Annotated in this window: 23 protein-coding genes; 8 read left to right on the top strand and 15 right to left on the bottom strand. The window is 73.1% G+C overall.

The features are described from left to right. Positions 1 to 7: 7 nt before the first annotated feature. From NMK34_RS18035 to NMK34_RS18070, 8 genes are all read right to left on the bottom strand, one after another. Complete coding sequence (locus NMK34_RS18035) at positions 8 to 889, bottom strand: YwqG family protein (protein WP_318334408.1); 882 nt, start codon at positions 887 to 889, stop codon at positions 8 to 10. Between the two features lie 47 nt (positions 890 to 936). Beyond that, a complete protein-coding gene (locus NMK34_RS18040; protein ID WP_318334409.1) occupies positions 937 to 2,091 on the bottom strand; it encodes a glycoside hydrolase family 26 protein in 1,155 nt (384 codons plus the stop codon). After that, entirely contained in the window at positions 2,085 to 3,953 is a 1,869-nt protein-coding gene (locus NMK34_RS18045) for a glycosyltransferase family 2 protein (protein ID WP_318334410.1), read from the bottom strand. The genes NMK34_RS18040 and NMK34_RS18045 overlap by 7 nt, the downstream gene beginning before the upstream one ends. Positions 3,954 to 4,063: 110 nt before the next feature. Then, positions 4,064 to 5,170: a glycosyltransferase family 39 protein gene (locus NMK34_RS18050; RefSeq protein WP_318334411.1), complete on the bottom strand. Its 1,107-nt coding sequence runs from the start codon at positions 5,168 to 5,170 to the stop codon at positions 4,064 to 4,066. 149 nt (positions 5,171 to 5,319) lie between these two features. After that, positions 5,320 to 7,644 (bottom strand): beta-glucosidase family protein, encoded by a 2,325-nt coding sequence (locus NMK34_RS18055; RefSeq protein ID WP_318334412.1) that lies wholly within the window; start codon positions 7,642 to 7,644, stop codon positions 5,320 to 5,322. A 39-nt stretch (positions 7,645 to 7,683) separates the two neighbouring features. Continuing rightward, complete coding sequence (locus NMK34_RS18060; protein ID WP_318334413.1) at positions 7,684 to 8,550, bottom strand: carbohydrate ABC transporter permease; 867 nt, start codon at positions 8,548 to 8,550, stop codon at positions 7,684 to 7,686. Further along, a complete protein-coding gene (locus tag NMK34_RS18065; RefSeq protein WP_013286792.1) occupies positions 8,547 to 9,545 on the bottom strand; it encodes a carbohydrate ABC transporter permease in 999 nt (332 codons plus the stop codon). Before NMK34_RS18065 ends, NMK34_RS18060 begins: the two co-directional genes overlap by 4 nt. Then, positions 9,542 to 10,846, bottom strand: a complete 1,305-nt coding sequence (locus NMK34_RS18070; protein ID WP_318334414.1) for an ABC transporter substrate-binding protein — start codon at positions 10,844 to 10,846, stop codon at positions 9,542 to 9,544. Before NMK34_RS18070 ends, NMK34_RS18065 begins: the two co-directional genes overlap by 4 nt. A 141-nt stretch (positions 10,847 to 10,987) precedes the next feature. Between NMK34_RS18070 and NMK34_RS18075 the strand changes: the two genes are divergently transcribed. Both NMK34_RS18075 and NMK34_RS18080 read left to right on the top strand, forming a co-directional pair. Continuing rightward, positions 10,988 to 11,992 carry a LacI family DNA-binding transcriptional regulator gene (locus NMK34_RS18075; RefSeq protein ID WP_318334415.1) on the top strand — a complete coding sequence of 335 codons (1,005 nt, stop codon included), beginning with the start codon at positions 10,988 to 10,990 and terminating at the stop codon, positions 11,990 to 11,992. A gap of 210 nt (positions 11,993 to 12,202) precedes the next feature. Then, positions 12,203 to 13,396 (top strand): endo-1,4-beta-xylanase, encoded by a 1,194-nt coding sequence (locus tag NMK34_RS18080; protein ID WP_318334416.1) that lies wholly within the window; start codon positions 12,203 to 12,205, stop codon positions 13,394 to 13,396. 69 nt (positions 13,397 to 13,465) lie between these two features. Here the strand turns inward: NMK34_RS18080 and NMK34_RS18085 are convergent, their stop codons facing one another. The 4 genes from NMK34_RS18085 to NMK34_RS18100 all read right to left on the bottom strand — a co-directional run bounded on the left by NMK34_RS18085 (position 13,466) and on the right by NMK34_RS18100 (position 15,967). Next, the gene (locus NMK34_RS18085) at positions 13,466 to 14,026 is read right to left on the bottom strand and encodes a DUF5872 domain-containing protein (protein ID WP_318334417.1); all 561 of its coding nucleotides are present in this window, start codon (positions 14,024 to 14,026) and stop codon (positions 13,466 to 13,468) included. Between the two features lie 37 nt (positions 14,027 to 14,063). Then, positions 14,064 to 14,582 (bottom strand): hypothetical protein, encoded by a 519-nt coding sequence (locus NMK34_RS18090; RefSeq protein WP_318334418.1) that lies wholly within the window; start codon positions 14,580 to 14,582, stop codon positions 14,064 to 14,066. Positions 14,583 to 14,649: 67 nt separating this feature from the next. Beyond that, the gene (locus tag NMK34_RS18095; RefSeq protein ID WP_318334419.1) at positions 14,650 to 15,363 is read right to left on the bottom strand and encodes a hypothetical protein; all 714 of its coding nucleotides are present in this window, start codon (positions 15,361 to 15,363) and stop codon (positions 14,650 to 14,652) included. Next, complete coding sequence (locus NMK34_RS18100; protein WP_318334420.1) at positions 15,356 to 15,967, bottom strand: RNA polymerase sigma factor; 612 nt, start codon at positions 15,965 to 15,967, stop codon at positions 15,356 to 15,358. Before NMK34_RS18100 ends, NMK34_RS18095 begins: the two co-directional genes overlap by 8 nt. A 40-nt stretch (positions 15,968 to 16,007) precedes the next feature. On the opposite strand from NMK34_RS18100, the gene NMK34_RS18105 reads away from it, so the two are divergent. Both NMK34_RS18105 and NMK34_RS18110 read left to right on the top strand, forming a co-directional pair. Further along, a complete protein-coding gene (locus tag NMK34_RS18105) occupies positions 16,008 to 17,582 on the top strand; it encodes an FMN-binding glutamate synthase family protein (protein WP_318334421.1) in 1,575 nt (524 codons plus the stop codon). A gap of 80 nt (positions 17,583 to 17,662) precedes the next feature. Further along, positions 17,663 to 18,862: a sugar efflux transporter gene (locus NMK34_RS18110; protein WP_318336372.1), complete on the top strand. Its 1,200-nt coding sequence runs from the start codon at positions 17,663 to 17,665 to the stop codon at positions 18,860 to 18,862. A 16-nt stretch (positions 18,863 to 18,878) separates the two neighbouring features. On the opposite strand, the gene NMK34_RS18115 is transcribed toward NMK34_RS18110, so the two are convergent. From NMK34_RS18115 to NMK34_RS18125, 3 genes are all read right to left on the bottom strand, one after another. Beyond that, the gene (locus tag NMK34_RS18115; protein ID WP_064445659.1) at positions 18,879 to 19,145 is read right to left on the bottom strand and encodes a hypothetical protein; all 267 of its coding nucleotides are present in this window, start codon (positions 19,143 to 19,145) and stop codon (positions 18,879 to 18,881) included. A 4-nt stretch (positions 19,146 to 19,149) separates the two neighbouring features. Then, the gene (locus NMK34_RS18120; RefSeq protein ID WP_318334422.1) at positions 19,150 to 19,764 is read right to left on the bottom strand and encodes a superoxide dismutase; all 615 of its coding nucleotides are present in this window, start codon (positions 19,762 to 19,764) and stop codon (positions 19,150 to 19,152) included. Between the two features lie 84 nt (positions 19,765 to 19,848). Beyond that, positions 19,849 to 20,544, bottom strand: a complete 696-nt coding sequence (locus NMK34_RS18125; protein ID WP_318334423.1) for a class I SAM-dependent methyltransferase — start codon at positions 20,542 to 20,544, stop codon at positions 19,849 to 19,851. Between the two features lie 151 nt (positions 20,545 to 20,695). On the opposite strand from NMK34_RS18125, the gene NMK34_RS18130 reads away from it, so the two are divergent. The 4 genes from NMK34_RS18130 (at position 20,696) to NMK34_RS18145 (ending at position 23,176) form a co-directional block, all read left to right on the top strand. Further along, complete coding sequence (locus NMK34_RS18130) at positions 20,696 to 21,010, top strand: rhodanese-like domain-containing protein (protein WP_318334424.1); 315 nt, start codon at positions 20,696 to 20,698, stop codon at positions 21,008 to 21,010. A 50-nt stretch (positions 21,011 to 21,060) separates the two neighbouring features. Beyond that, positions 21,061 to 21,405 (top strand): rhodanese-like domain-containing protein, encoded by a 345-nt coding sequence (locus NMK34_RS18135; protein ID WP_318336373.1) that lies wholly within the window; start codon positions 21,061 to 21,063, stop codon positions 21,403 to 21,405. A 35-nt stretch (positions 21,406 to 21,440) separates the two neighbouring features. After that, positions 21,441 to 22,820 carry an MBL fold metallo-hydrolase gene (locus NMK34_RS18140; protein WP_318334425.1) on the top strand — a complete coding sequence of 460 codons (1,380 nt, stop codon included), beginning with the start codon at positions 21,441 to 21,443 and terminating at the stop codon, positions 22,818 to 22,820. Positions 22,821 to 22,945: 125 nt separating this feature from the next. After that, the gene (locus NMK34_RS18145) at positions 22,946 to 23,176 is read left to right on the top strand and encodes a DUF2188 domain-containing protein (protein WP_318334426.1); all 231 of its coding nucleotides are present in this window, start codon (positions 22,946 to 22,948) and stop codon (positions 23,174 to 23,176) included. The last annotated feature ends 43 nt before the right edge of the window (positions 23,177 to 23,219 follow it).

Raw genomic sequence — 23,219 nt, forward strand, 5'->3', positions numbered from 1 at the left:
CCGGCTGTCACTCGGTGAACTCGCAGAAGGACAGCACCCTGTCGAACCGCCGGGCGGCGAGGTCGTCGTGGCGGATCAGGAACCGCGCGTTGACGTACTCCTCGTCCGGCACGCCGAACTGGGCCAGCGGCACCCATTCGCGCATCACCCGCTGCTGTTCCTCGTACCGGGCCTCCATCCGCTCCGCGCGGGGCAGGGACCACAGCTGCTGAACCCGCTCCGGGTCCATCATGATCGCCTCGGGCGGATCCTGCGCCGAGAGGGTGTAGCCGCCGACGAAGACGTCGTCCGGCAGGTGCCAGTTCCGCTCCGGCCAGAGCTGCTCGACCAGCGCGCTCATCTCCTTGCGGTGCGGCATGTCGCGCAGGAGCTGGATCTGGGTGTCGCACAGCCACTCCTCCGAGCGGTCGAGCCAGTCCGGCAGCTCCGCCTGGAGCCCCGCGTACATCTCGTGCTCGGGGGCGAGGAACGGCTCCATCTCGGTGTCGGCGGGCACGACGTACTCACCGTCGGCCGTCTCGGCGCCGGCCGGGACGTACACGACCCGCGCGAACTCCTGCTCGGGCTCGATGCCGCAGGCGTCCAGTGCGCTCTCCTGGTCGAGGAAGAACAGCAGCGTGCCGTCGGCCGGCAGGGCGAGGCCGGGAACCCGGGGCAGCGCCGCGCAGTCGAGCCGGAGCAGGAACGGCAACGGGAAGCCCTCCGAGCACGTGGGCCACGGCATGCCCACCGGCAGCCGCGGCCGCCCGCCCCGCCGCCCGACGTGCACACCCTCCTCGCGCTGCCAGGCGTGGATCGGGAACCGGATCAGCTCCGCGAAGCGGGCCACCTCGTCCTCGGGCACGCCCTGCTCGATCGCCGCCCGCCGGAATTGATCTCTCTCGTCCATGATCGTGGAGGGTAGCCCCACCGTCCGACATGGAGCGCGGGCCGGGATCAGATCCCGGTACGCGGCCGCACCGCCGGCGACCAGGTGACGTCGTAGCGCTCGGCGGCCACCGCCTCGGCGAACGCGGTCGCCGCCGCCGGTGAGCCGGCGATGCGCCAGTCCTTCTCCTTGTCCACCTCGAACCAGATCAGCCCGATCAGGCCCGGATAGCGGGGCAGGGCGCGGAACGTGTCCCGGATCCACCGCGCCTTGTGCCCGGCGGCGTCGGCGGCGCCGGTCTCGGTGACCACGAGCGGCTTGCCGGTGACCTTGCGGATCTCCGCGATCGTCGGGCCGAAGATCTGGTCGAACGACCAGTACGTCTTGGTGAACGCGCCGCTGCCGTAGTAGCCGGTGACGCCCACCCAGTCGACGTACTCGTCGCCCGGGTAGAGCCCGGTGAGCCCGGCGGTCGTCTTGTCCCAGCGGGCGTTCGGGCTCCACACCCAGGTGACGTTCGTGGCGCCGGCCTCGGCGAAGACGTCGTGGACGTGCCGCCAGGCCCGGACGTAGTCGCCGGGGCGGTTGCCGTTGGCCCGCTCGCACCAGGGGTACCAGTCGCCGTTCATCTCGTGCGCGAAGCGGATCGCGACCGGGTAGCCCAGCGACCGCACGCCGTCGGCCCAGGAGCGCAGGTACGCGTCGAAGTCGCCGCGCGCGATGCGGGACAGCCGGTAGTCCGGCTGGGTGGCGCGCAGCCGGTCGATCTGCCTGTCGGTCAGCTCGGTACGGCGGGCCGCCTTGTCGACCGTGTGGTCCCACGGCTCCCAGCCGAGCATCGGCATCATGCCCCGCTCGGCGATCCGGTCGAACAGGCTCCGGTCGAACGCGGCCGACGCCCAGTCCGCGCCGAAGAGCATCACCTGCGGCGCGCGCCCGGCCGCCTCGGCGAACCTGTCGACCGGCGCGAAGTCGTACGGTCCCTTGTCGGTCATCACGCCGAAGAACGCCTGCCCGGCCGGCGGGAACGGGCCGCCGCGCGGGCTCGGCGCGACCGCCGCCGGCACATCGGTGCTCGCCTGCGGCGTCGCCGGGGCGGGCTGTCGCGCCGCGACGTCGGTGGCCGGGTCGCGCCACGCGCCCGGCGCCACCACGAAGGCGTACGCGAGCAGCAGCAACCCGGCCAGCGCCAGGCCCATCCGGGGCAGCGTCGGCCTCAGCACGGCACACCGCCCTCGGTCACGGTCCGGGGCACCACCTGCGGTTCCCGCGCCGCTTCGGCGGCCCGGTCCCGGCGGGCCCGCAGACTCTCCACCCAGGAGATCAGCGGTGGCGCGAGCCCGGTCAGCAGCGTCAGCACCGGCCAGACCCGCAGCAGCGGGTAGTCGTGATCCAGCGCGAAGCTCGCCGCGAGCAGCCCGGCGGCGGCGAGCGCCCAGCACAGGTGCAGCCGGAACGTACGCGCCGACTCGACGGTGCGCAGCGCGCCCTTGGCGGTGACCACGAAGCCGAGCTTGCGGCGCAGCAGCGCGCCCGCCGCGGCGGCCACGTACACCGGTCCGGCGAACAGGGCGAGCGCCATGCCGGCCATGCCCACCTCCTCCCGCTCGTGCGGGGCGATGTTGAAGCGGCGCAACCACAGCCAGAGCAGGAACCAGGTGCCGACGGTGGAGCCCCACAGCGTCGCCCAGACCTGCGGGTCGAGCCGGCCCGCGTCGACACCGGTCAGCAGGTAGAGCGCGGTGGCGGCGTTACCCAGCAGCAGGCTCACCGCCACGCTCGGGTAGTAGAACTGGAGCAGGCGGTACTGCCAGCGGCGGCGGGACGGCAGCTCGCGCGGCGTACGCAGCTCGCAGCGGAGCAGGATCTCGCAGATCCCGGCCGCCCAGCGCTTCTGCTGGTTGAAGTAGTCCGCCCAGGAGGTCGGTCCCTCGCCGAGCGCCACCACGTCCGGGGTGTAGACGCCCTTCCACCGGTTGCCGGTGGCCGGGTTGACGGCGGCGTGCACGCGGATGCTGGTGAGGTGGTCCTCGATGATCGAGTCCTGGTAGCCGCCGATGGTCCGCCAGGCCGCCGGGCGGTAGAGGTGCCCGGTGCCGGTCAGCAGCGGCGCGTCCAGTCCGTTGCCGCCGCGGGCGATCAGCCCGTTGTAGAGGTACTGCTGCACCGAGGCGCCGTGGGCGACGAAGTTCTGGTGCATGTTGCCGTACACCTGGGGGGTCACCACGAACGCGACGTCCGGGTCGCGGAAGTAGCCGAGCGTGCGTTCCAGGAAGTTCGGCAGCGGCACGTGGTCCGGGTCGACGTTCGCGACCACGTCGTAGCGGTGCTCGTGCTCGGCCCGCCAGGCGTTGTGGTTGCCGGACTTGGTCCGGGCCCGGAACTCGCCGCCGGGCCGGTTGTACTCGGGCCGGCCCTTGCGGGTGAAGTGGCGGACGCCCAGCCGCGCGGCCATCGCCCGGACCGCCGGGTCGTCGCCCTCGTCGAGGATCCACACGTCGACGTGCCCGCAGTAGACGATCTCCCGCAGCCGGCGCAGTGTCCGCTCGGCGACCTCGATCGGCTCCTTGCTCGGCACGATCGTGGTGAGCAGGGCGACCCGCAGGCCGACCGGCGGGTCGACGGGCACCGGATCCCGGGCGTGGTAGGCGAAGACCCAGACCACCACGTTCTGGGCCAGGCGGATCAGCTCGACGCCGACGACGACGCAGAACGCGAGCCGGGCGGCGACGGTCTGCCAGCCGCCGAGCCCGACGACGCCGGGCCCGGGCACGTGCTGGGGCAGCAGCAGCCAGCCGACGAAGACCAGGCCGGCGGCGCTGTTGACGAGCACCAGCAGGGTCAGGACCAGCCGCGCGGCGACCGAGGCGGTGGGGCGGAACTCGACCGCCGCGTCGGGGCGGCGGGGCGGTCGCAGCGGGCCGGTGGTGGCGCCGCACCGCGCGTACGCGAGGCGGGCGCGGACGTTGCGCTGCCGGCGGTCCGGATCGGCCGGCGTCCCGGGCGGGACGGGTGCGATCGGGCGGGCGCCCGGCGGCCCGGCCGTCGTGGCGCGGGACGGGCGTGTATCGGCGGCGACTGCCACGTTTCCCCCATGGTCTGCAGGCTCAGGAGCCGACCGAATGCTAAGCCGACAATCAACCGCAAAAAGGGTGAATCAGGCAGACATCGCCCGTTCGTCGACGGGTCAGACGGTCAGCCGGGAAGCTGGGCCGCCACGGCGGGCAGCGCGACGAGAGCCAGCACGGCGACGGCCCCGGCGGCACGCGCGCGGGACAGGGCGACCCCGCCGAGCACCGCCCAGGCGGGCACCGTGAACAGCAGGTTCACCGCCGACCAGACCGGCACGGCCTGCGCCAGCGCCAGCATTCCGAGCGCCGGCACCAGCGCCCAGGCGGTGCAGATCGCGGCGGCGTACCGCAGCGGGAGGCTGAACAGGGCCAGCCCGGCCAGCACGCCGCCGAGCGCGGCGACGCCGAACAGGTCGCCGGGCGTGGCCGCCAGCACGGCGGCGCCGGGTCGCACGCCGGACGCCAGATGACCGCCGTCGCGCAGGCCGGCGGCGAGCAGCGCGGCGACCGGGAGCAGCCCGAGGAGCACCGCGGCCAGCCACCTGACCGCGACGCGGCGACGGAACGCCAGCACGGTCCAGCCGTGGCCGGCGAGCAGCAGCAACGCCACCGGCTGGCACAGGCCCAGCAGCAGCACCGCGCCCGCGTAGGGCACGAGCCGCCGCGGGGCCGGCCGGTCCAGCGCGGGCACCAGCAGCCAGGTGGCGAGCACGGCGGCGAACACCGCCAGGGCGTACGGCTGCGCCTCCTGCGCGTACCGGATCGAGGTCGGCAGTACCGCCAAGATCGCCCCGGCCGCCAGGCCGGCGGCGGGCGTGGCGATCCGGGCGGCGAGCGCGCCGACGAGCGCCGCGGCCCCGATCATGGCCAGCAGCGACGGTACGCGCAGCGCGAGGTCCGCCGCGCCGAACAGCGCCGCCCAGCCGCGCAGGAGCAGGTGGTACGGCCCGAGCGCGACCTCGTCGCCGGTCAGCGCGGCGCCGATCCCCGGCCACGGCGACGTGACCGCGCGCCGGGTCGCGAGTTCTCCGGCGCTCGGCGCCGAGGCGGCGATCCGGGCGGCGCCGAGCGCGCCCATCACTGCTGCCGGCAGCAGCCACGCCGCGATCCGCCAGCGCCGCGCGGCGGTCGCGGCGCGGGCGGTGGCCCGGCGCGGCCGGTCCTCACCCCACGGGTCCTCGACCGCGGCGTCCCCGAGCCGGGGCAGGACCATGGTGTCCGCGTCCATCATCGTGACTCACGCATCCCTGTGGGTGCCGGCGACCGGGATCCAGCCGGGGCTGGATGACATCCTGGAGCCTACTGAGCCAAAAACGACATAACACCAATATGAGATGAAAGGGTCCGCCGGCCGCCCCGTGGACGACCGGCGGACCCGGCTCAGCGAAGGTCGGTGGTCGTCCAGCGGGGCGAGGCGGCGGTGATCTCGACGGTGTCGCCGGTCAGCGTCGTCCGCGCCTGGACGTCGCGCCGGGCGCTCGTGCCCACCCAGACGTCGACCTCTCCGGGCTCCACCACGCGCCTGAGCGTGCGGTCGGTGAAGGCCAGCCGCGTGTTCGGCACGGTCAGCTCGACGGTCACCGAGGCGCCCGGCTCCAGGCGCACCCGCCGGTAGCCGAGCAGCTGCGCCACCGGCCGGGTCACCGAGGCGACCAGGTCACGGCCGTAGAGCTGCACCACGTCGTCACCGGCGACCGGGCCGGTGTTCGTCACGCGCACCGACACCCGCAGCGCCTCGCCGGTCGGCACCTCGGCCGGCACGGTCAGGTCGGTGTACGCGAACGTGGTGTAGGACAGCCCGTGCCCGAACGGCGCCACCGGCGTCGCCGGCAGGTTGGTGCCGTTCATGCCCGCCCCCAGCTCCGGGTGCAGGTACGAGTACGGCTGCGCGCCGGCCGAGCCGGGCAGGCTGACCGGCAGCCGGCCGGACGGGTTGACCCGCCCGGAGAGCACACCCGCGATCGCCCCCGCGCCCTCCTCGCCCGGGAAGAACGTCTGCACCACCGCCGCGCACCGGGACAGCGCCCAGCCGAGCGCGTACGGGCGGCCGGTGAGCAGCACGAGGACCACGGGGGTGCCGGTGTCCAGCACCGCCTCGACGAGCTGGCGCTGCACGCCGGGCAGCTCCAGGTCGTCCCGGTCGCAGCCCTCACCGACGGTGCCGCGGCCGAACAGGCTGGCGTGGTCGCCGACGACGAGGACCGCCACGTCGGCGGCGGACGCGGCGGCGACCGCCTCGTCGAACCCGGAGCGGTCCGCCGAGTCCACCTCGCAGCCGGCCGCGAACGTGACCTCGTCGGCGCCGAACTCGGCGCGTACCGCCTCCAGGACGGTCGGCACCTCGAAGCCGGTCTCCACGCCCGGGTGGTGCGCCAGCACGTGGTTGAGGAACGAGTAGCAGCCGAACAGCGCGCCCTGCCGATCGGCGTTCGGGCCGACGACCGCCACCCGGCGGCCCGCCGGCAGCGGCAGCACGCCCTCGTTGGCGACCAGGACCACCGACTCCTCGGCGAGCCGGCGTGCGATCGACCGGTGCTCCGGCGAGTCGAGGTCGATCGCGCCCGGCGGCTCGTCGTCGAACGTGGCGTCGAGCAGCCCGAGTTCCTGCTTCTGGCGCAGGACGCGCAGCACCGCCCGGTCGACGAGCGCCTCGTCGACCCGGCCGGCCCGCACCGACTCGGTCAGGGTCAGGAAGGCGTCGCCGGTCGGCAGCTCGATGTCGAGGCCCGCGCTCAGCGCCTGCACCGCCGCGTCCGCGTTGTCGGCGGCGACGTGGTGCAGCAGGTTGAGGAAGGCGACACCGTAGTAGTCGGCCACCACCGTCCCGTCGAAGCCCCACCGGTCCCGCAGCAGGCCGGTGAGCATGGTCGGGTCGGCGGCCACCGGCACGCCGTCGATCTCCGCGTACGAGTGCATGACGCTGCGCGCGTCGCCGTCGCGGATCGCCATCTCGAACGGCGGCAGCAGCACGTCGGCGAGTTCCCGGGGACCGGCGTGCACCGGGCCGAAGTTGCGCCCGGCCCGCGAGCCGGAGTAGCCGGCGAAGTGCTTCAGCGTCGCGAGCACGCCCTGCGACTGGAGTCCCCGCACGTACGAGGTGCCGATGGTGCCGACGAGGTACGGGTCCTCGGCGATGCACTCGTCGACCCGGCCCCAGCGCGGATCCCGGATCACGTCCAGCACCGGGGCCAGTCCCTGGTGGATGCCGAGCGCGCGCATCGAGGCGCCGATCGCCGCCGCCATCTCGGTGACCAGGTCGGGATCGAACGCGGCACCCCAGGCCAGCGGCGTCGGGAAGGTGGCCGCCTTCCACGCCGACAGGCCGGTCAGGCACTCCTCGTGCACGATGGCCGGGATGCCCAGCCGGGTGCCGGTCACCAGGTCCCGCTGGAACTTCCACAGCCATGCCGCGCGGGCCGCGGCGTCGACCGGGCGGGTGCCGTAGGCGCGGGTGAGGTGACCCAGGCCGTGCCGGGAGAAGTCGTCGAGCCGGCCGGTGTCGGCGAACTCGCCCTGCAGGGGCGCGACCGCCTCACCGTCCTCCTTCTCCCAGAACCCGACGAGCTGCGCGACCTTCTCCTCGATCGTCATGCGAGCGAGGAGTTCCCGCACGCGCGTCTCGGCGTCGGGCCCGTCCGGCCGGTCGTGGTCCGAGCCTGCCTGAGCCGGTACCGGCCCGTCCACCACCGCGTGGACCTCTGTCATGGTGTGCCTTTCCACTGGTTGTGCTGGTGCCGCTGCCGCTCAGCCCTTGACCGCGCCCTGGAGGCCGCCCACGATCTGCTTCTCCGCCAGGGTGAAGAACAGCAGCGCCGGCAACATCGCCAGCGACGTGAAGGCGAGGACGCCCGCGGTGTCGGTGGTGTACTGGCTGGAGAAGTTCTGCACGCCCAGCGGCAGGGTGTGCAAGCTGACGTCCCCGAGGACGAGCAGCGGCAGGAGGAACGCGTTCCAGCTCGCCACGAACGCGAGGATGCCGACGGTGACGACCGCGGGCCGCGACAGCGGCAGCACGATCCGCCAGAGGAAGCCGAGCCGGCCGGCGCCGTCGATGGCGGCCGCGTCCTCCAGCTCCCGCGGGATGGCCGACAGGAACGGCCGCAGGATGACGATCGTCAGCGGCAACGAGAAGGCCACCTGCGGAAGGATCACCGCGTAGTAGGAGTTGATCAGGTTCAGGTCGCGCAGCATGAGGTACAGCGGCAGGATCGCCGCGCCGGCCGGGAACAGCAGGCCGAGGGTGAAGAAGGTGTAGAGCCCTTCGCGGCCCCGGAACGTGTAGCGGGCGAGCACGAACGCGGCGGCCATGCCGAGCACCACCACGCCGAGCGTGGTGCCGAGGGCGACCACCGCGCTGTTGAACGCCTGCCTCCAGAAGTCGCTCTGCGTCAGCACCCGGTAGTAGTTGTCCCAGACCCACGGGTCCGGCAGGCCGGCCGGGTCGTCCACGATCTGCGGCGTGGTCCGGAAACCGCCGACGACGACGTACACCACGGGTGCGATCGACACGGCCGCGACCGCGAGCGCGATCGCGTACGTCAGCGGCGAGCTCCACTGCACCGGCCGGCGCCCGGCCGAGGGGGCGGATACGGAGTTCACGGCCACTGTCACTTCCCCTTCCGGGTGATGGCGCCCTCGATGTCCCGGCGGAGCAGGAAACGCTGGAACAGCAGCGCCGCGACGAACGAGATGGCGAACAGGATCACGGCGACCGCGTTGCCGTAGCCCCAGAGCCGGGCGAAGAAGCCGTTGTCCACCATGTACGTCGCCATGGTGGCCGAGGCGCCGAGCGAGCGCACCGCCGGCACCGAGGTCACCCAGACCATGTCGAAGACCTGCAGCGAGCCGATCATCGACAGGAACATCCAGATCCGGATGGTGGGGCCGAGCAGCGGCAGCGTGACGTGGCGCTGGATCTGCCACCAGCTCGCGCCGTCGATCTCCGCGGCCTCGTTCAGCTCCTGCGGCACGTTCGACAGGCCGGCGAGCAGCAGGATGATGGCGAAGCCGACGTACTTCCAGGTGAGGACGAACAGCAGCGTCCAGATCACCACGTCCAGGTCGGCCAGCCACGCCTGCACCAGGCCGCCCAGCCCGATCGACTGCAGCAGCGCGTCGAGCGTGCCGTTCTCGGTCAGGATCAGCTTCCACATGATGCCGACGGTGACCTCGGCCAGCACGTACGGCACGAACACCAGCAGGCGGAACGCCGAGCGCCCGCGGAAGCGGCGGTTGAGCAGGAGGGCGATGCCCAGCGCGACCGGGCCCTGGATCAGCAGCGACCCGAACACGATGATCGCGTTGTTGCGCAGCGCGTCGAGGAAGATCGGGTCCTGGAAGGCGAGCGTGTAGTTGCGGAAGCCGACGTACTCGGTGGGCGGGCCGACGCCGCGCCAGCGGAACAGGCTGTAGTAGAACGCGAAGCCCATCGGCACCAGCACGAACATCACGTAGATGACGATCGCGGGCGTGGTCAGGCCGATGATCTCGTACCACTTGCGACGGGTCTCGGCGCGGCGGGAGGCGGCCCGTGCGCCGGGCCGGAGGCCCGCCGGCGGCGCTTGCGCGCCGACGGCGGGCGTACGGGTCTGCGATGCGGACGTCACTTGCTTGCGGCCGCCTTCATGGCCGAGACGACCTTCTCAGGTGTCCCGTTGCCGGCGAAGATCGCGACGATCGCGTCGTTCATCGCGGTGCCGACGGTGCTGCCGAAGGCCGTGTCCAGCCAGAGCTGCACGTAGGTGGCCGAGGAGGTGGCCTCCAGGATGGACTTCAGCGCCGGGTCGGTGACGCCGTCGGCAGCGCCCTTGGCGACGGGCAGGCCGGTGCCGGTGGCGGCGTAACCCTTCTGCACCTCGGGGCTGACGATGTACTTGAGGAACTCGACGCACTCGGCCGGGGCGTTCTTGGCGCAGGCGAAGCCGTCGCCGCCACCGAGGGCCGCCTTCGGGTCACCGGCGGAGCCGGAGATCGCCGGCACCGGGAACCAGCCGAGGAACTTGCCCAGGGCCGCCTTGTCCGTGGCGACGGTGTCCAGCGTGCCGCGGTTCCAGTCGCCCATCAGCTCCATCGCGGCCTTGCCGTTGGCGAGCAGGCCGTTGGCGCTGGTCGGGTCGTTCTGACCCGGCGTGGCGATGAAGTTGTTCTGGAACGGCTTGGTGTCGATGAAGGTCTTCAGGTCCTGGCCCGCCTTGACGAAGCACGGGTCGTCGAAGGTCCGGTCCTTGGAGGCCTTCTTCAGCGTGTCGACCGAGCAGGCACGCAACGCGAAGTTGTACCACCAGTGGGCGGCCGGCCACTTGTCACCGGCGCCGAGGGCGATCGGGACGACGTTGATGGCCTTGAGCTTGGCGACCGCGGTGTTGAGTTCGTCGAAGGTGGTCGGCGGCGCCGTGATGCCCGCCTTCGCGAACATGTCCTTGTTGTACCAGATGCCCTCGATGCCCATCCGGAACGGCAGGCCGTACTGCTTGCCCTCCACCTGCCAGATCTCGGCGGCGCTGCCGATGTCGGCCACCTCGCCCTTCACCTGGTCGGTGATGTCCTTGAGGTAGTCGGCCTCGACCTGCTCGCGCATCTCGCCGCCGCCCCACGCCTGGAAGATGTCCGGCGGGTCGTTGCTCAGCAGCGCGGCGGGGAGCCGGGTGCGCTGGAGCTGGTTCGTCTCGATCGCCTCGATCTCGATCTTGACGGTCGGGTGGGCCGCGGAGAAGTCCTTGGCGACCTTCTCCCAGTACGTCTTGCCGGGCCCGTCCTGCGACGCGTTGTGCCACCAGGTCAACGTCACCGGGTTCTTGTACAACTCGCTCTCGGCGGCCTTCTCCTCGTCGCCACCACCACTGCACGCGGAGGCCAGCAGAGCGCTTGTCACAAACAGTGCCAGGACGGCGCCAGCACGGCGCTTCATCACCATAGATGTCTCCTCGACCACTCAGTCGGGTTACCTGCCGGGGAGTTTTACAGGGCCGTAACGTGAAGTCAATCGGTATCGATAACGTTTTCGACATCGTCTTCGATCCCCCTGGGAGAGCCCTCTATCATCGTCGGCGTGGTGTTCCAGGAGCGCGTCAAGATGTCGGACGTGGCACGTACGGCCGGCGTCTCGGTGGCAACTGTATCCAAGGTCGTCAATGGCCGGTACGGCGTCGCGCAGGCCACCGTCGAGCGCGTCCAGCAGGTGATCCACGAGCTCGGGTACGAGGCCAGCCTGGGCGCGCAGAGCCTGCGCAGCCACCGCACGAACGTGCTGGGCATCCTGGTCGCCGAGTTCGAGCCGTTCTCCACCGAGCTGCTCAAGGGCGCGTCGCGCGAGGTCGCCGGCAGCGGCTACCAACTGCTCGCCTACTCCAGCGGTGACGGCGAGGGCGCGGCCATAGGGTGGGAGCGGCGCTCCCTGGCGCGGCTGTCCGGCACGCTCATCGACGGTGCGGTGATCGTGACGCCGACCGTGGTCGAGACCAAGCACGGCTTCCACGTGGTGGCCGTCGACCCGCACACCGGCCCGTCCGGCCTGCCCACCGTCGACTCCGACAACTTCGCCGGCGCGGTGCTGGCCACCAACCACCTGCTGTCGCTCGGGCACCGGCGGATCGCGCACATCAGCGGCCGGCCCGACCTGGAGTCGGCCCGCCTGCGCGAGGCCGGGTTCCGCAAGGCGATGGCCGACGCGGGCGTGCCGGTGGACGAGCGGCTCGTGCGGGTGGGCGGCTTCCGCACCGAGACCGCCGCCAGCACTGCGGCCGAACTGCTCGCGCTCGCCGACCGGCCGACCGCGATCTTCGCCGGCAACGACCTCTCGGCCATCTCCACCGTGGATGTGGCCCGCGGCCTCGGCCTGCGCGTACCGGAGGATCTGTCGGTCATCGGCTTCGACAACATCCCCGAGTCGGCGCTCGTCGACCCGCCCCTCACCACGATCCGGCAGCCGCTGCAACGCATGGGCGCCGAGTCGCTGCGCCTGCTGATCGACCTCATCGCCGGCGTCGAGCGGGACACCCACATCCAGCTCCCCACCGAGCTGGTCGTCCGGGCCTCCTGCCACCCGCTGCGCTGAGGCGCCGGCTCACCCTCCCCGCCCAGGTGATTGACGGACGGCTATCGGCGTCCGTAATGTTTCGGGCTACTTCCGGAAGGTTGATCGGAAGTTTCGGAAGCCGCTTCATCAGTCCATCCTGGCGCCCGCCGAACCGTTCCACGGCGCGGCGTCTCCGGCACCGCCACCGCCGGCCCCCGGGCCGCGCGCACCCTCCCGAAAGGAACGACCATGAAGCTGAGACGATGGCTCGCCGCCGGCGCCGTCGCCGTCGCGACCGCCACCGCCCTCAACGTCGTCCCCGCGACGGCCGGACGCCCGTACGACCCGGCCGCGCAGAGCCTTCGCGAGCTGGCCAAGCGCCACGGCCTGTATGTGGGCACCGCCGTGGACATGGCCGCCCTCAACGACGCCTCCGAGCCGCGCTACCGCGAGCTGGCCGCGTCCGAGTTCTCCACAGTCACCGCCGAGAACGTGATGAAGTGGGAGAGCCTCGAACCCACCCGGGGCACCTACAACTGGGGCCCGGCCGACGAGCTGGTCGAGTTCGCCCGCAAGAACAACCAGCGGGTCCGGGGCCACGTGCTGGTCTGGCACAACCAGTTGCCCGCGTGGCTGACCAGCGGCGTCGCGGACGGCTCGATCAGCAAGGCCGAGCTGCGCCAGATCCTGCGCGACCACATCACCGCCGTGGTCACCCACTTCAAGGGCAAGATCTGGCAGTGGGACGTGGTGAACGAGGCGGTCAGCGACCCCTGGGACACCCCGTCCACCCTGCACTACAAGGGGTTCTGGGCGCAGAACCTCGGGCCCGGCTACATCGCCGACGCGTTCCGCTGGGCCCGCGCCGCCGACCCGAAGGCGCTGCTGTTCTACAACGACTACAACATCGAGGCGTTCGGCTCCGGCAACCCGGCCGACGACAAGACGCAGTTCGTCTACGACATGGCCCGTGACCTGAGGGCCAAGGGCGTGCCGATCGACGGCGTGGGCGCACAGGGCCACCTGGGCACCCAGTACGGCAACTTCAGCACGCTCCAGGTGGCCGCGGCGCTGCGCAAGTTCGCCGGGCTCGGGCTGGCCACGGCCCTCACCGAGGTGGACGTGCGCAGCCAGATCACCGAGGGGGTGGAGGCCGGCGACTCCGCGGAGATCAACCCGCGCCTGCAGGCGTCCGCGGCGAACTTCAGCGTGCTGATGCAGGCCTGCCTGGCCGAGCGGCACTGCCTGTCGTTCACCCTCTGGGGCTTCACCGACAAGCACTCCTGGGTGCCCGGCGCGTTCTCCGACCCGCCGGAGGGCCTGGCCACCGTGTACGACGAGAACTACCAGCCGAAGCGCGCGTACCACGAACTGAAGGCCGACCTGATCTTCTCCGGTCCGCCCTACGTGCTGCCGCGCATCCCGCAGCACCCGCGCCGCTAGACGACGGGCGCACCACGGCGGGGCCGGTCCGATGACCGGCCCCGCCGCCTGTGCCCGGCCGGTCCGCGCTCACGCCGCCCGGCGCCGGCCCAGTTCCGACTCCAGCCGGCCGATGAGCGTCTTGCGGGCCTTGCCGCCGCGTTCCCGGCGCAGCGCCGCGTCGAGCTGGCGGGTGTCCAGGTCACGGACCAGCTTGACCGCCTCGGTCACCGGCAGCTCGTTGATCTGCTCGGCGGCGGTGGCGTCCCGGCGGGCCCGCTTCGCCGGGCCGGTGTTCGGCACGTACTGCCGGCCGGAACGCGACGCGCGGCGCTTGCGGGTGTCGGTGGCCCGCCGTTCGGGCTCCGACAGCTCCTCCCACGCCTGTTTAGGCAGGTAACGGCGCGTTTCGCCGCCGTTGCGGGCGCGCGTGTCACCGCTGCGGGTCTGCCACTTCTCGCCGCCCCAGCGTTGCAGCGAGCGCTGCCGTGCGTCCTTCGGGCCCTCGAATCCCCCGCCGGCCTTCTTGTACTCGTTCGTCAGCAGCTGCGACTTGCGGGCCGACCACTGCCCCGGCCGTCCGCCCTTGTCGGAGGCCCGGATCTCGGCCTTGAGGCGCTCGCGCAGTTCCGGCTCGGTGTACTTCGCCATGACGAGGCGTTACCCGGACCGGCAGCGGCCATGCCGGTCAGCCGGACGCCGGCCGGTAGACCAGATCCATCGTGTCGGTGCGGCCGGACCAGTCCAGCCGCAGCCGCCAGCACCCGGCGGCCGGCAGGTCGACGATGGACGGCCCGGGTCCGCCCGCCACCTCCCGGACGACAGGGGTGTCCGTCCCGTCCCGCGTCGCGGTGATCACCAGAGGCGTCCGCGGCGCCGGCTCGGACCGGCCGGGGCGCGCCACCCAGAGGATCTTGTTGTTCGCGCCGTCGCCGCGCGCGTGCACCAGCGGGTACGCGAACAGGATCGCCACGATGTCGCCCCCGGTGCCGAAGACGTGCCGCACCCGGGTGTCGCCGGTGAAGCCGGCGTCCGCCCAGTCCGGCAGCCGGCCGGTCTCCAGCCGCTCGGCGCAGGCCGCCGGCACGGCCGGTCCGGTGGCGGCCGGCCCCGAGGTCGCCGGCGCGCCGGCCGGGACCGTGGCCGGGCCGGAGCACCCGGCCAGCAGCAGGACCGGCATCAGCAGGACTCTTCTCGGAACGGACATCCGGCCTCCCCCGTCGACGACTCTCGTCACCAGGACACCGGCCGGCGCCCCGAGGTTCCCGCCGCACTCACTCGAGCGAGGACGCGACGTCCAGCGCCTGCTCACGGGTGAGGTCTCCCTCCAGCCGGTAGCTCACCCCGGCCCGCTCCCAGATCAGCGTGGCGGCGGACAACCGCGCGGTGGCGACCCGTTCCGTCCCCGAGCGGTCCACGTACGCCAGCGCGTGCGGGCCGCCGACCCAGATCGCGAATTCGCCGCCCACGTGGGTGAGCGTCACGTCCGCCCCGAGGGACCGCTTGTGGAACACGATGTCGAGCGAGCCGTCGAAGGCGTCCAGCCGGACGGTCCCGCCCCGGTAGAGCAGGCTGGCGACCCGGTGGGCGCCGGTGCCGTCCGGATCGGCGACCAGCACCCGTTCCGGCGCGCCGAGCCGGGCCGGCACCCGGATCGGGAAGCGCACCTGCCGCTGCGCCTCGGCCAGGGCGACCTCGTGCTGCGCGGGCAGCGGCGACGGCGTACCCGTCGGCGGCGTGGCGGGCGCGGTGTCCACGACGACCCCGGAGAACCGCAGCAGCCCGGTCACCGCGTCGGCGAGCGCGGCCCGCCCCGGCGGCAGCGCCGCCACGAGCAGCGCGGCGAGCGCGGCGGCCAGCACGTACCGCCACCGGCGGCGCGGCGCAGGCGCGTCGAGCCGGGCCCGGACCCGGGCGGTCAGGTCCGGCGTCCGCGCCGGCTCCAGCCAGCCGGTCAGCTCCCGCAGCTCCCGTTCCAGGTCATCCACGGTGCGCCACCTCCCGGTCCAGCAGGGCCCGCAGCTTCGCCAGCGCCCGGTGGGTCCGGGACTTCACGGTGCCCCGGGCCACCCCCAGCACCGTCACCGTCTCGTCCTCGCCGAGGTCGAGCAGGTAGCGGCAGACGATCACCTCGCGGTCGCGGGCGGGCAGCCGGCGCAGCGCCCCGACCAGCGCGGCCCGGCGCTCGGCCGCCAGCACCGCGTCGAGTCCGTCCTCGGCGGTGACCGCCGCGACCGGGTCCGCCGCCGCCGCGCGCAGCGTCAGCCCGTCGCGCCGGGTCCGGGTCCGGTGCAGGTTCCGGGTCTCGTTGGCGACGATCGCGAGCAGCCAGGACCGGAACGACGCCTCGGCCCGGTAGCGGGACAGTTTCCGGTACGCCTTCACGAACGCCTCCTGGACCACGTCCTCGGCGTCCGGACCGGCGCCGAGCAGCACCGCCGTCCGGTACGCGGACGCGGTGTGCCGGGCGACCAGGGCGTCGTACGCCTCCCGGTCGCCGGCGCGTACGCGGGTGACGAGGTCGTCGTCGTCCAGGGCAGCCTCCGCCGTCGGTCCGCTTCCATGACACCGCCCGGGGCGGCCGGGTTCCATCAGGCGTTTGACCGGGTGCCGGGGCGGAAAGAGTGGCGGGATGAGCTGGGCGAGAAGAGCCGTACCCGCAGCCGTCGCCGCCGTCGCCGCGCTGGCCGCGCGGGATCTGCTGCAACGAGACCACGCGCTGCGCCGCAACTTCCCCGTGCTGGGCCGCGCCCGGTACCTGATCGAGTCGATCGGCCCGGAGCTGCGGCAGTACATCGTGGCCGGCAACGACGAGGAGCGGCCCTTCACCCGCGACCAGCGGCGCTGGGTGTACGCCTCGGCCAAGCAGGAGAACAACTACTTCGGGTTCGGCACCGACAACGACATCGAGCACACCTCCGGCTATCCGATCATCAAGCACCGCACGTTCGGTCGGGCGGTGCCACCGTCGGCGCCGACCGCCGGGCACGACGTGACGCTGCCCTGCGCCAAGGTGCTCGGCGCGGCGCGTGGCCGGGCGCGGGCGTTCCGCCCGGAGTCGGTGGTGAACATCTCCGGGATGAGTTTCGGCTCGCTGTCCGCCAACGCGGTGGAGGCGCTCAACCGGGGCGCCGCGCTGGCCGGTTGTCTGCAGAACACCGGCGAGGGCGGGCTGTCGCCGTACCACCGCAACGGCGGTGAGCTGGTCTTCCAGCTCGGCACCGCGTACTTCGGCTGCCGCGACGAGCAGGGCCGGTTCAGCCTGGAGCGGCTCAAGGACCTGGTGGCGTCGGCACCGGTACGCGCGCTGGAGATCAAGCTCAGTCAGGGCGCCAAGCCGAGCCTGGGCGGCCTGCTGCCGGCGGCGAAGGTCTCCGCCGAGATCGCCGCCACCCGGGGCATTCCGGCCGGTCAGGACTGCGTCAGCCCGTCCCGGCACGCCGAGTTCTCCGACTGCGACAGCCTGCTCGACTGGGTGGAGCTGCTCGCCGCCGAGACCGGCCTGCCGGTCGGCATCAAGTCCGCCGTCGGCGACCTGGGGTTCTGGGAGGAGCTGGCCACGCTGATGCGCGACACCGGGCGCGGCGTGGACTTCGTGACCGTCGACGGGGGCGAGGGCGGCACCGGCGCCGCGCCGCTGATCTTCAGCGACTCGGTCTCGCTGCCGTTCCAGCAGGGCTTCTCCCGGGTCTACCGCACCTTCGCCGAACGCGACCTGCACGAGAAGGTGGTGTTCGTCGGCGCCGGCAAGCTCGGCCTGCCGGACAACGCGGTGGTGGCGTTCGCGCTCGGCGCCGACATGGTCAACGTCGGGCGGGAGGCGATGCTGGCGATCGGCTGCATCCAGGCGCAGAAGTGCCACACCGACACCTGCCCGACCGGGGTCGCCACGCAGAACGCGTGGCTGGCCCGAGGTCTGGACCCGGCACGCAAGTCGGTACGGGCCGCGAACTACATCCGTACGCTACGCCGCGACCTGGTCAAGGTGGCCGAGGCGTGCGGTGTCGAGCACCCCGGGCTGATCGGCACCGACGCGGTGGAGATCCTCGACGGCCGGACCTCGTCGATCCCGCTGGACCGGGCGTTCGGCTACCGGCCGGAGTGGGGGATGCCGTCGGCAGCGGACCGGGCGGAGATCGTGCGGCTGATGACTGCCGAGGCGCCGCAGGGTGGCAGCGCGCCGCCCTCCCCCACCGCCGTCGGCTAGTCCGGGCTGCGGAAACCCGGTCGGCCGCCGCGCCGCCGCGGCGTACAGTCCGCCGCATGGCTGTGGACACGAGGCCGGCGGTGCGCGCCGGCCGAATACGGCTGCTCCCGCTGGGCGTGGTCTTCCTGACCGTCGGTCTGTCCACCGCCGTGGTGCTGCCGTTCCTGTCGCTGTTCCTCGACCGCGAGGTCCACGCCAGTCCGTTACGGGTGACCGTGTTCCTGGTCGTCGCCCCGCTGTCCGGGGTCGTCGCCTCCGCGCTGATCGGCCGGCTGTCGGACCGCCTGCCGATCCGGCGCGCGCTTCTCGTCGGCGCCGCGCTGGCCGGTGTGGTGGGCGCGGGGACGACCGCGTACGTCCGCGACTACTGGATCCTGCTGGGGCTGACCGCGACAGCCACCGCGCTGGCGAACTCGCTGTTCCCGCAGTCGTTCGCGTACACCCGGGCGCTGTTCGACAGGGACGATCCGACGCGGGCCGCGTTCGGCGTCAGCCTCATGCGTACCGTGTTCTCGCTGGCCTGGGTGGCCGGGCCGGCGCTGGCCGCGGTGCTGCTCGAGGCCGGCGGCTTCCGCCTGGTCTACGGCATGGCCGCCGTCATGTACGCGCTGGCCGCGCTGGTGGCCGCGTTCCGGCTGGAGGAGCTGCCGCTGCCGGCGCGGCGGGTCGCGGGCGATCCGGACGGCGCGGCGCCCGGCCCGCCCGGCGCGTCCCGGTTGCGGCTGGCGTCGACGGCGCTCGCGTTCGTCCTGCTCCAGTGCCCGCTGACGCTCGCCGTGCAGGCGCTGCCGCTGTTCATCGACGCCGAACTGGACGACGACCCCTCCCGCGCCGGGCTGGTGCTGGGCCTGTGCGCGGCGCTGGAGATCCCGCTGATGCTCGGGCTGGGCGCGCTGACCGCGCGGGTCCGGCTGCGGCCGCTGATCCTGGTCGGCGGCGCCTGCGGGGTCGCCTACTACGCGACCGCAGCGACGGCGCCGGGCGTGGCGGTCCTGTTGCTCGCGCAGCCGGTGAACGCGCTGTTCATCGCCGCGGTGTCCGGCGTCGGCATCGCCTACGTGCAGGACCTGCTGCCGGGCGAGCCGGGCCGGGCCACCACGCTGTTCACCAACACGTTCCCGATCGGCGCCATGCTCGCCGGGCCGCTGCTCGGGCTCTCCGCGCAGGTCGGCTACCGGTGGGCGTACGGCATGAGCACCGCGCTGTGCGCGGCCGGGCTGCTGGTGCTGCTGCTGACCCGGCCGCGCGCGCGGTCCGCACCGGTGCCCGTGGGCGGGTGACCCACGGGCACCGGGATCAGCTCGGGGCGGGCGGCCGGCCGGCGGTGGCCGCGATCAGCAGGGACAACTCCCGGACGAGGTCGTCCATGCTCTGCCCGCTGCTCGCCCGCACCAAGCCGAGAGCCAGGTCGGCGAGCAGGTAGAACCCGAGGGTCCGGGCCTGCTCGCCGGGGAACGCGGCGAGCAGATCCTCGGCGCCGGCGAGGTCACCCCGGTGCTTGGCCGCGATCACCCCGGCGGCGCGCTGCACCAGTTCCGCCGCCTCGGGGGTGGGCCCGCTCACCGGATCAGATCTTCGGCGTCGCGGCGCGGGCGGCGTCGAAGCGTGCGATCACGTCCGACCAGTTCACCAGGTTCCACAGGCGGTCCACGTAGTCCGGGCGCACGTTGCGGTACTGCAGGTAGTAGGCGTGCTCCCAGGCGTCGAAGACCAGCAGCGGCGTGGTGCCCTGGCCGACGTTGCCGTGGTGGTCGTAGACCTGCTCGACGATCAGCCGCTGCCCCAGCGGCTCCCAGGCGAGCACGCCCCACCCGGAGCCCTGCACGCTCTTCGTGGCCGCCGACAGCTGGCCGGCGAACGCGTCGAACGAGCCGAAGTGCTCGTCGATCGCCGCGGCCAGCTCGCCGTCCGGACGGTCACCGCCGTCCGGCGACAGGTTCCCCCAGAAGATCGTGTGCAGCACGTGCCCGGACAGGTTGAACGCGAACGTCTTCTCCAGCCCGACCAGCCGGCCGAAGTCACCCCTCTCACGCGCCTCCGCGAGCTGCTCCAGACCGTCGTTGGCGCCCTTGACGTACGCCGCGTGGTGCTTGCTGTGGTGCAGTTCCAGGATCTCGCCGGACATGGCGGGCTCCAGGGCGCCGTAGTCGTAGGGCATGTCGGGCAGGGTGTAGAGCGCCATCGATCCTCCACTTTGTTGCCATAGCATTGCTGTTGCCAACATAGTGCAACAAGAGGATGGTGGCACTCCCATCCCGCCGCGCGGTCAGCGGCGCCGCACCAGCACCACGTGGTCGATCAGCTCGCCGGTCCGGCCGTCCGGCCCGGTGGCGGTACGGCGTGCCGCGCCCAGCCGCTCGGTGTCCCAGCCGCCCGGGTCGAGGTTCATCGCGACCAGGATCTCCTCCGGTTCGGCGAACCGGTGGTGGCCGGCGTCAGGCCCGGCCCAGGGCGGCGGCGCGCCATGCTCGACGACGAGCAGCCGGCCGCCGGGCGCGACCGCCTCGGCCGCCGGGGGCAGCACCGTCTCCCGGGGCAGGACCAGAGGCGACTGGAAGAACTGCGCGGACACCAGGTCGTACCGGCCGGGCGGGAAGCCCTGGGTGAGGTCGTGCCGGACGGTGGTGATCCGCTCCGCCACCCCGGCCCGTTCGGCCTCCACGGCGAGGCGGTCCAGCGCGACGGACGAGATGTCCACGGCGGTGACCCGCCAGCCCTGCGACGCCAGCCACACCGCGTCGCCGCCCTCACCGCTGCCCAGGTCGAGCACGGTGCCCGGGGGCAGGGTGCCGGCCACCTCGGCCAGGACCGGGTTGACCCGGCCGCTCCAGATCCGGTCCCGCTGGCCGTACCGCTCGTCCCAGAACCGGGCCGGGTCGGTGTCCGCCGCCGGGTGCTCGTGGTGGTGCCCCGTCATGTCCGCCTCCTCGCCGCCGGGCGTCTCCCGCCCGGGCACCGCCATCGTGCGCCGCACCTCACCGGACAGCAAGGAACCTTGCCGTTCCGGCAAACGAACACAACCGGACGAGCAGGGGGGTGGCGGACGGCCGACCGTCGCGCTACCGTCGAGCCGATACCCCAGGGGGTATAGCCGATCCGGAAGGAGAACGCCCATGCGCGAGGTCGACCTGACCACGTTCGCCACCGCCCACGCCGGCGGGGCGACGGTCATCGACGTCCGGGAGACCGCCGAGTACCTCGGCGGCCACGTCCCCGGTGCCCGTTGTGTGCCACTGGGTCATCTGCCCGCCCAGATGACGCAGGTGCCCCGCACCGGCCCCGTCTACGTGATCTGCGAGGCCGGCGGACGCAGCCGGGTCGGCGCCGAGCTGCTCGAACGCGCCGGCATCACCGCCCTGTCGGTGACCGGCGGCACCTCGGCCTGGGTGCGCTCGGGCCGCCCGGTCACCGCGGGCAGCCGGCCGTGACCGGCCTTCCGGAGACGGCTGCCGCTCCACGCACCGGCTTCCTCCGCCGCCTGCTCGGCCCCCGCGTCGCCCGGGTCACCCCGGCGGAGGCGGCGGCGCTGTCCGGCGCGGGCGCGCTGCTGCTCGACGTCCGGGAACCCGCCGAGTGGCGGGCCGGGCACGCCCCCGGCGCCCGGCACATCCCGCTCGGCCAGCTCGCGGACCGGCTGTCCGAGGTGCCGGCGGACCGGCCCGTGGTGACCGTCTGCCGGTCCGGCGCGCGGTCACGGCGGGCGGCCAAGCTGCTCGCCGCGGCGGGCTACGAGGTACACGACCTGACCGGCGGCATGCGGGCGTGGACGAACGCCGGGCTGGCGGTACGAGCCAAGGGCGGCAGGCCGGGCCACGTGGCCTGAGCAGACCCTCATCACCAGGAGAAGGAGCACGGCCGATGTTGTTCACCCAGTACTACCTCGACTGCCTGTCCCAGGCCTCGTACCTGATCGCCGACGACCGCACCGGCCGCGCCGTGCTCGTCGACCCGCGCCGGGACATCGACGAGTACCTCACCGACGCGAAGGCGCACGGCCTGACGGTCGAGGGCGTCGTCAACACCCACTTCCACGCCGACTTCCTCGCCGGGCACCTCGAGGTGGCCGCCGCGACCGGCGCGTGGATCGGCTACGGAAGCCGGGCCGAGACCGAGTACCCGAGCCGCAAGCTCAGCGACGGCGAACGGATCAGCCTCGGCGACGTGACCCTGGAGATCATGGAGACCCCGGGCCACACGCCGGAGTCGATCAGCATCCTGGTCTACGAGCGCGCCGACGACCCGGTCCCGTACGGCGTGCTGACCGGCGACGCGCTGTTCATCGGCGACGTGGGCCGCCCCGATCTGCTCGCCTCGTTCGGCGTGACCGCCGAGGAACTCGGCCGCATGCTCTACGACAGCGTGCAGCACAGGCTGATGGGCCTGCCCGACGAGGTGCGCGTCTTCCCCGCCCACGGCGCCGGCTCGGCCTGCGGCAAGAACCTGTCCACCGAACGGCAGTCCACCATCGGCGAGCAGCGCCGCACCAACTACGCCTGCGCCCCGATGAGCGAGGAGCGCTTCCTCGCCCTGGTCACCGGCGGGCAGCCGGCCGCGCCCGGCTACTTCGCCTTCGACGCGGTGCTCAACCGCAAGGCGCGCGAGCTGTTCGACCACGCCCGGCCGGCCCGCCCGCTCACCCCGGCCGAGTTCCTGGCCGCCCGGGCCGACGGCGCCGTCGTGGTCGACGCCCGCGACCCGCAGGAGTACGCGACCGGGCACCTGCGCGGCGCGCTCAACGTCCCGGCCGACGGCCGGTTCGCCGAGACCGCCGGCAGTGTCGTCGCGCCCGACCGGCCGGTGCTGGTGGTGGCCCCGCAGGACCGGGAGGAGGAGATCGTCGTCCGTCTCGCCCGGATCGGCTTCGACCGGGTGATCGGCTACCTGCGCGAGCCCGAGGGCGCCTTCCTGGAGATGGTCGCCGAGATGACCCGGGCCAGCCGGGTCACCGCCACCGAGCTGCGCGCGGCCCTCGACGGTCCGGACGCGCCGGTGGTGCTCGACGTCCGCAACGCCGGTGAGCGCGAGCAGGGTGCCGTCCAGGGCTCCCTGCACATCCCCCTCGCCGAGCTGACGCGGCGCCTCGACGAGGTGCCGGGGGACCGGCCGGTCGTCGTGCACTGCGCCGGCGGCTACCGCTCCTCCGTCGCCGCCAGCCTGCTGCGCAACGCCGGGCACGCCGACGTGTCCGACCTGCTCGGCGGGTACGGCGCCTGGCAGGGCCTGCACGCCGCGGCGTGAACCACCGGGCCGGGCGGGGGCCCCCTCCCCCGCCCGGCCCGGGTCGTCCCGCGCGGTCAGGATTAGCACTCCCCTCGCATGGGCAGACATTTGTCATCGGACACGCGAACGAGGGAGCTGACGGCATGGCGAAGGGCGACATCGACACCTACCAGCAGGACGGGCAGTGGAAGAACCGCCCGGAGGGCAACGAGCGCGCGAGCAGCCGCCACGACACCAAGGCGGAGGCCGAGGCGGCCGGCCGGGAGTTGGCGGCCGAGCGCGGCGCCGAGCACGTGATCAAGAAGCAGGATGGCACGATCGGCGAGAAGAACACGTACCCCCGCGAGCGCGACCCCCGGGACATCCCGGGCTGAGCCCGCACCGCAGGCACGTCACGGCGCCGGACCCCGCACGGGT

The sequence above is a fragment of the Micromonospora sp. BRA006-A genome, from assembly GCF_033433935.1.
Lineage (GTDB): Bacteria > Actinomycetota > Actinomycetes > Mycobacteriales > Micromonosporaceae > Micromonospora > Micromonospora aurantiaca.